Raw genomic sequence first — 292 nt, 5'->3', positions numbered from 1 at the left:
ACGTACGTCATCCCTGGAATCGATTGAAGCAGCTTTACCGGTTCTTCTATGCGCTTTTGAACATTTGCCATATGGCAGGACGGTTGGTATGTTGCGACTCCGTTCAATTTTTTCACAAATGGAAGTGGAAGCTGGGAAAAAACCACACTGCTGTCGACATTTTTTTCAGCAAAGTGAGACGCCCGTTCTCTCCATTCAGGCTCATCTGCTAAAAGGTCATCGTATTCTACAAGCATGGCCCCGCAGCCGCCAATACTGTTCACCATGTAATCGCAGTCGTATTGTTCAAACG

The 292-nt window shown here is 46.6% G+C and carries 1 pseudogene; it reads right to left on the bottom strand.

The features are described from left to right. Window positions 1-292, bottom strand: a pseudogene (locus CHH91_RS18365) (glycolate oxidase); the annotation flags it as partial.

The organism is Virgibacillus sp. 7505 (genome assembly GCF_002272135.1).
GTDB lineage: Bacteria > Bacillota > Bacilli > Bacillales > Amphibacillaceae > Terribacillus.
The sequence above is the reverse complement of the archived record's forward strand: the minus strand, read 5'-3'. Positions and strand labels throughout refer to the sequence as shown.